This is a genomic window from Gemmatimonadetes bacterium SCN 70-22, from assembly GCA_001724275.1.
Lineage (GTDB): Bacteria > Gemmatimonadota > Gemmatimonadetes > Gemmatimonadales > Gemmatimonadaceae > SCN-70-22.
Window position 1 is genome coordinate 22361 of the sequence record MEDZ01000042.1, and the last position, 6865, is coordinate 29225.

General features: G+C 71.6%; 7 protein-coding genes. 3 read left to right on the top strand and 4 right to left on the bottom strand.

Annotated elements, in window-relative coordinates; all coding sequences use genetic code 11:
* Window positions 1–47: 47 nt before the first annotated feature.
* Window positions 48–1484 (bottom strand): hypothetical protein, encoded by a 1437-nt coding sequence (locus ABS52_16410; protein ODT01631.1) that lies wholly within the window; start codon window positions 1482–1484, stop codon window positions 48–50.
* 181 nt (window positions 1485–1665) lie between these two features.
* Here ABS52_16410 and ABS52_16415 point away from each other — a divergent pair, with 181 nt between their 5' ends.
* Entirely contained in the window at window positions 1666–2352 is a 687-nt protein-coding gene (locus tag ABS52_16415; GenBank protein ID ODT01632.1) for a hypothetical protein, read from the top strand.
* Window positions 2353–2414: 62 nt separating this feature from the next.
* On the opposite strand, the gene ABS52_16420 is transcribed toward ABS52_16415, so the two are convergent.
* The 3 genes from ABS52_16420 to ABS52_16430 all read right to left on the bottom strand — a co-directional run bounded on the left by ABS52_16420 (window position 2415) and on the right by ABS52_16430 (window position 4616).
* The gene (locus tag ABS52_16420; GenBank protein ID ODT01633.1) at window positions 2415–2975 is read right to left on the bottom strand and encodes a hypothetical protein; all 561 of its coding nucleotides are present in this window, start codon (window positions 2973–2975) and stop codon (window positions 2415–2417) included.
* Between the two features lie 74 nt (window positions 2976–3049).
* Window positions 3050–3778, bottom strand: a complete 729-nt coding sequence (locus ABS52_16425; protein ID ODT01634.1) for a hypothetical protein — start codon at window positions 3776–3778, stop codon at window positions 3050–3052.
* 1 nt (window position 3779) lies between these two features.
* The gene (locus ABS52_16430) at window positions 3780–4616 is read right to left on the bottom strand and encodes a hypothetical protein (protein ID ODT01635.1); all 837 of its coding nucleotides are present in this window, start codon (window positions 4614–4616) and stop codon (window positions 3780–3782) included.
* Window positions 4617–4826: 210 nt separating this feature from the next.
* On the opposite strand from ABS52_16430, the gene ABS52_16435 reads away from it, so the two are divergent.
* Together ABS52_16435 and ABS52_16440 are read left to right on the top strand one after the other, a co-directional pair.
* Window positions 4827–5534, top strand: coding sequence for a hypothetical protein (locus ABS52_16435; GenBank protein ODT01636.1), 708 nt, complete (start codon window positions 4827–4829; stop codon window positions 5532–5534).
* Between the two features lie 4 nt (window positions 5535–5538).
* Window positions 5539–6822 (top strand): hypothetical protein, encoded by a 1284-nt coding sequence (locus ABS52_16440; protein ODT01637.1) that lies wholly within the window; start codon window positions 5539–5541, stop codon window positions 6820–6822.
* The last annotated feature ends 43 nt before the right edge of the window (window positions 6823–6865 follow it).

A 6865-nucleotide genomic window follows, 5' to 3' on the forward strand; every position in this document is an offset into this window, starting at 1 on the left:
GCGCCGGGGGCGCCCCGCACGCCGGGCGGCGGCGATGCCGCGCTTCGTCAATTGCCCTCCCGGCGCGTCCGGAGCCGCTCGAGCACGCGCGTCCCGATGCAGACCCCCTGCGTCATCCCGTCCACGACCGACGGCACGTAGTGCACTCCGGCGTAGATGCGCGACGTGGCCACGTCGTGCAGCGCCGCGGTGAAGTTCGCGAAATCGCGCGGCGGCTGCCCCACGTCCACCTGCGTCGAGTCGCTGAACGCCACCGTGTCGCCGACGAGCGCCTTCAGTACCTCGACCGCGGCCGCCGATTGCACGGAGTGTCCCGAGGTGTACTCCGGAAACGGCGGGGTGGGGATGACGGTGGCGTAGTCGGGGTCGAAGACCCGGTGCATGTAAGCAACCGGGCGCACGGTCATGGAGCGATACTTCTCCTTCCAGCACCCGATGAAGGCGTCGGCGATGGCCACCGAGGTCAGCGCGAACAGCTCGGCCGCCTGCGGCGCCGTGAGATTGCGCCTGGCGATCATCTGGTTCACCACGCTGATCCAGTGGAAGCCCGGCGTCCCGGTTGCCACCGGGTTGTCGGCCCAGAACAGCGCCACCTGCTTCTTTTCCGGCGTGAGGGCCTGCATCGAGTCGGCAAACTCGCGCCCCATCTTCCAGAAGTCCGATCCTTCCCTTTCCGAGTAGGCCGGCGGCGCCGGCGGCCGGCACTCGTCGCCATCGCGGATGGCGAAGGGGCGCAGCTCACCCCAGTAGGGCTCCGTCGGGCGCACCGGGTTGAAGGTGGGGAGCGTCGTCCCGGCAGCATTCTTGGGACGATTGGTGAAGACGAAGCGCTCTCCCGCGCGCTCCAGCTCCATGGCCACCCCCGGGTTGGCCGGGGCGACGAGGTCGCTCTCGCCGGAGAGCATCAGCGGGACGAACTGGTCCACCGTGATCGTATTCGCCCACAGCTCGCGCTTGTCGGGCGGGGGCCAGCTTCGCGTGCGCGTCGCGAAGAATCCGTCGGTCGCCGCCCACGCGAGGATGGCCGCGCCCAGCGCCTGGCCGTGTGCCACCGACCGGTCGCGCCGCGCCGCGTCGACCCCGGCGGCCACGCGCCCCTCGACTTGCACCCGGGCCAGCGAATCGATGGTACGCCGCGTGCTCGCGAACCCATCGCGGAACAGCGAGTCGAGGACGACCTGCTCGGCGGCGGCGGCGACGATTCCCCCATCGACGCCCTCCGCCGGCGGCGCCGGGAGCGAGGCGATGCCGTTCAACTGTCCGGCGAGCGATCGCAGTCCCGAGGCGGGATCGGCGGCGAATCCCTCGTACAGGGCCAGCGATCCGTAGGCCGAGATGCGCGACGCGACGGGGGGGCCGAGGCGCTCGCTGCGCACGAAGGAGAGAGACGACCGCAGCCACTGCGCGACATACTGCGGATCGGTAGGGGGAGCCTGACGGGAGCACGAGGCGAGCACGGAGAGTGCGCAGCCCACAACGATCATACGGGACAGTCTCATGTCGCAATCCGGGGGGAAAGGCCGCCCCAAACTACGCCGCCCCGTGGGGAGCGGCAACGTTCACGCCGGCGCGATATCTTTCGCACGCCGCGCCCCCGCGCGGCCCTTGCGACCACGGTGAGGCCTCCGCACGATGACGCTCCGCCCCGCGCTCCCCGTTCTCGCGGTGCTCCTGGCACCGCTCCTGGCACCGCTGCTCGCCTGCTCGGCGGACACCCAGCCGCCGCGTCGCCCCGGGGTCTCGCTCCGCGACTCGCTTCGCGTGCGCCGCGAGGCGGCGATCGCCACGCGCCCTGACACGTTCGGGACGCGCGTCGACTCCATGCGCATCCTGCACCCGCCGGCCGGCGCCGACGCCCCCGTCCCATGGGTCATCGTGATCAGCGAGTTCCAGTGCGCGGCGTGCCGGCACCTGGCGCTCGAAGTCCTCCCCTCCATCCGGCGCGACATCGCGGAAGGCGGGGTAGCCCACCTCGCCTTCGTGAACGCCCCCCGCGACGAGCACTTCAACGCGCGCTTCGCCGCGCACGCCGCGCTGTGCGCCGCCTCGGCCGGACGCTTCTGGGAGATGCACGACTCCCTCTTCGCGACCCTTCCCAGGTGGGACCGCATGCCCGATCCGCAGCGATGGATGGACTCGCTCGCCGTGGCGGCCGACGTCCCGTTCGACGTCCAGGACGCCTGCACCACCCGGCAGCGCCTGCTGCGCGTGCTCGAGGGCGACATGCGGCGCAGCGCGCAAGCGGGGGTCACCGACGTGCCGGCGGTCTTCGTCGGCGATCGGCGGCTCGCCAGCAGCGAGCTCACGGTGCGAGGGATTCGGCGGGCGATCGCGCAGGCAACCGCCCGCTAGGCAGCAGGCCAGCGGCCGACCTGCAGAACGGGCGTCGCCTGCTGGCGACGCCCGTTCCAGCTCTACTTGGTGAAGTCCACCTTCGGCGCCTCGCGCGCGGCGGCGTTCGAGACCTCGAAGTACTCCTTCGCCTTGGCGCCGATGACCTTCGCGGTCAGCACCTGCGGAAACTTCCGGATGTAGGTGTTGTACGTCTCGACCGCCCCATTCAGGTCGGTCCGGGCGACGGCGATCCGGTTCTCCGTCCCCGTCAGCTCGTCCTGCAGGTTGAGGAACGCCTGGTCCGACTTGAGCTGCGGGTAGGCCTCCACCTGGATCATCAGGCCACGCATGGCCGTGGTCAGCTGCTCGTTGGCGTCGGCCATCTGGCGTGGATCGCCCTTCTGCACCGCGTCCACCAGCCCCGAGCGGGCCCGGGCCACCTGGGTGAAGACGTCCAGTTCCTGCTTGGCCTGCCCGCGCACCACCTGCACGAGGTTGGGCACCAGGTCGGCCCGGCGTTGCAGCTGCACCTCGATCTGCTGCTTGGCCGCGTTGGCCCGCTCGTCGTACGTCTGGATCGTGTTGTAGCCGCAGGCGGTGAGGACGAGTGGCAGGAGGGCGGTCAATCGACGGAAGCGCATGGGGGACTCCGACTTTGGGAAGACGAGAGAACGAGAAGGCGAGAAGACGAGAAGACGAGAAGACGAGGACGAACTCAGAGGGTAGGGTGGGTCTGCGACCAGGCATCGACGAACGCGACGAAGTGCTCCGCAAAGTTCAAGTACTCCTCCACCACTCCGTCGGCAACCCGCCGGTCGATCGCCTCGACCCCACGGGCGTGGCGCAGGACGCGGCGCACCACGCCCGCATCCCGCCCGCTCCGCGCCGAGAATCGCTCGCACATCGCGTCGGAGTCGGCGGGGGGAGACTCCCCCATCAGGCGCAGCGCCGAGCGCATCAGGACGAGCATGGTGCTCACGCTGTCCTCCAGCAGGGACAGGAGCGCCTTGGAATCACCCGCGACATCGAGCACCGCGTGGCGCAAGCGCAGGAGCTTGCTCATTGCCTCGTGCTCCAGTTGCAGGCGCAGGTCGGCCAGGTCCACCGACACCCCCTCCAGCGGGAGCGTCCCCGCCAGCACCCGATGATGCGCGAGGATGTCCGCGTACTCCATCGGGAAGATGTCCGCGCCGCCGAGCCATTCCGCACGCGTCATCGTGAGCGGAGGCGGGTGCCCCGCCCCCCGCCAGGCGCGCGCCAACGGCGCCTCCTTGCGCAGGTGATCCATGGTGATCCGCCGTACGACGACGATCACGTTGAGGTTGGCGTGCCGCGTCGCCTGCTCGCCCCGGGCGGCGGAGCCGTACAGCGCCACCGCCACCAGGTCGTCGGCGTAGATCGCCGACAGCTGTCCCACAAGGTCGTCGAGGGTCATCCTGGGCATGTCACCAACTCCCGCTGGAGCCGCCACCGCTGAAGCCACCGCCACCGCCGAAACCGCCGAAACCGCCCCCTCCCCCCCCACCAAACCCGCCGCCTCCCCACTGCGACCGCCCGCGGGAGTGCGAGAGCACGTCGGCGATCACCAGCGCCTGGAGGCACCCGTTGCGCCCTCCGCGCCGCGACGCGCTGGCCATCGCGCTAAACAGGAAAAGGAGCACGACGAAGGCCACGAGGAGGAGCTGCGGCGGAATCTCCCCCCCACCTCCCGCCACCCCGTCCGATGGCGAAGGCACGAGCGCCGTATCGAGCCTGAAGCCGAACTCGCGCTCGAAGCGCTGCGCGACCCGGACGGTGATGAGCTCGAGGGCGCTGGAATAGTCCCGCTGCTGCAGGTACGGGATCGCCTCGCGCCGGATGTTCCCCGCCGTGGCGTCGGTGATGAACCCTTCCGTCCCCTGCCCCGTCTGGATCGAGATGTATCCTCGCCCGTCGGCGCTGGTCTCCTTGGGGACCACGAGGACGACCACGCCGGCATTGCGCGAGCGCTCCCCGATCGCCGCGGCGGCGCCCACCTTCCACTCGCGACCGATGCGCAGCGCGACATCGCCCACGTCGCGCCCGGCCAGGTCGGGAAGGGTGACCACCACGATCTCCCCCCCCGACTTCGACTTCACGTCGAAGATGACGCGGTTCATCCGCGCCACCGCCTCGGCCGAGAGGACATGGGCCTCATCCACGACCATGTCGGCCTGGATGGGGCTGAAGCCGCGTGGTGGCGGCGGAAGCTGGACGTCCTGCGCCGCAACCAGCGACGCGACGAGCGCAAGTAGGCCCCACACAGGCAGTCGGTCCCCCTGACAACGTGACGCCCGGCGCGCACGGCAAGCCGGGCCAGATGACCTGTGATACGTTAGTCCCGCGCACGCAGCGGTGGTAGGGATTCGCCCTCCCCTGTGGAGCGTATCGCCCGCACTGCTACTTTATCCCCATCGCGCGCACCCGCGGCACCTCGGCACGTTGCGCGCACGCCCCTCCACCTCTCCCCCGTCATGTCGCGCCTCCTCACCACCCTGGCGCTCGCCGCCACCCTGTCGCCGCTGGCGGCGTGCGGCCCCAAGTCCGGCCAGCGTGCCGACTCCTCGTCAGCTGCACCCGCCGCCGCGAGCGCCGCCGCGCCCCCCGCCGCCCGCGCCCCCTCCGCTCCCGACCCCCGCGTCACCGCCGCCGACCACGCGCGCATCCTGGGCGACGCCGGCGCCAAGGTGTGGGTGGTCGTGGTCAGCGACTTCCAGTGCCCCTACTGCGCCCAGTGGGAGCGCGAAACCGCGCCGCAGGTCATCGAGGAGTTCGTGAAGACCGGGAAGGCGCGCCTGGCGTTCCTCAACTTCCCGCTGCGGCAGCACGAGAACGCCCTCCCCGCCGCCGAGGCGGCGATGTGCGCCGGGGCGCAAGGGAAGTTCTGGGAGATGCACGACCGCATCTTCCAGACGCAGCAGGAATGGAGCGCGCTCCCCACGAGCGAGCCCTACTTCGCGGCGATGGCGCGCCAACTCGCCCTGGACCTGGACGCCTACAACAGGTGCATCGGTGAGCACGTGATGCGCCCGATGATCCTGGCCGACATCGATCGGGCCACCGGAGGCGGCGCGGGCTCCACGCCGACCTTCTTCGTCGGCAGTCAGGTGATTGCCGGCGCCGAACGGATCGGCACCTTCCGGAAGGCGATCGGCGACGCCCTGGCGGCACACGGCCAGTGACGGGGTGAACCCGATCCTGTGGTGGGGATACCGTGCCGCGGGGGGAGTCGCCACCCTCGCGGCGCGCATCGTCCCCCCGGGAGAGGGGAAGCTGGCGCGCACCCTCGCCGCGCGCCGCCATGTCACCGCACGCTTCGCCGCGTGGGGAGCAGGCGGGCGCGACCCCTCGCGTCCGCTCCTCTGGATGCACGCCCCGTCGGTGGGCGAGGGGCTGCAGGCGCGCCCCGTGCTCGAACTGCTCCGGGCGCGCCGCCCCGACGTGCAGCTGGCCTATACCTTCTTCAGCCCGAGCGCCGAATCGTTTGCGCGCGCGCTTCCGGTCGACTTCGCCGACTACCTCCCCTTCGACACCGCGGGTGGGGTGCGATCGGCGCTCGATGCCCTGCGCCCCACGGCGCTCGTCTACGCCAAGCTGGACCTTTGGCCTCTCCTGACCGCCGAGGCGCATCGTCGTGGTGTGCGGCTGGGGCTCGTCAGCGGGACGGTGTCTCCCGGATCGTCTCGCCGCGGGACACTGGCGCAGTCGCTGCTCCGCCCCTCGTACGCGCTGCTGGACGCCGCCGGGGCCATCGGCGAGGACGACGCGTCGCGCCTGGTCGCGTTAGGCGTGCGCCGCGAGGCGCTCCGGGTCACGGGCGACACGCGATACGACCAGGTCGTGCTGCGCGCGAGGCGGGTCGACCTCGCCTCAGCGCTCCTGGCCCCGCTCCGCTCGGGGCGTCCCACGCTGGTGGCGGGGAGCACCTGGCCCGCCGACGAGCGCGTCCTGCTCCCGGCCTGGGAGGCGGTGCGCCGGGCCATCCCGGAGGCCCGCCTCATCATCGCCCCGCACGAACCCACCGCCGCCCATCTCGCCCCCATCGAAGCGTGGGGGGCAGCGCGCGGCATCGGCGTTACCCGCCTCGGGAGCGCCGATCAGGGAGCGGCCGAGGTCATCCTCGTCGACCGGGTTGGGGTCCTGGGTGACCTTTATGCCCTGGCAACGGCGGCATTCGTGGGAGGCGGCTTCCACGCCGCCGGTCTCCACTCGGTGCTCGAGCCGGCCGCGTTCGGCGCCCCGGTCGCCTTCGGCCCGCGTCACGCCAACGCACGCGATGCCGGGCTCCTCCTGGCGGTGGGCGGGGGCGCCACGGCTGGCGGCGCCGAGGCGCTGGCCCGCCTGCTGGAGCGCTGGCTGGGGGCGGGTGGCGAGGGGCGCCTGGCGGGGAATCGGGCCCGCGCCCTCGTCGACGAGGGGGTGGGGGCAGCCGAGCGATCGTTCGCGCTGGTGGAATCGCTCCTGTCGTGATGCACGGCGGGGTGGGAGCCCATCGCTCCCCCCCCGCACGAGT

Bases quoted from the DNA above. Each gene is read 5' to 3' on its own strand.
- ABS52_16410 (ODT01631.1), bottom strand. From the start codon at position 1,484: ATGATCGTTGTGGGCTGCGCACTCTCCGTGCTCGCCTCGTGCTCCCGT.
- ABS52_16420 (ODT01633.1), bottom strand. From the start codon at position 2,975: ATGCGCTTCCGTCGATTGACCGCCCTCCTGCCACTCGTCCTCACCGCC.
- ABS52_16425 (ODT01634.1), bottom strand. From the start codon at position 3,778: ATGCCCAGGATGACCCTCGACGACCTTGTGGGACAGCTGTCGGCGATC.
- ABS52_16435 (ODT01636.1), top strand. From the start codon at position 4,827: ATGTCGCGCCTCCTCACCACCCTGGCGCTCGCCGCCACCCTGTCGCCG.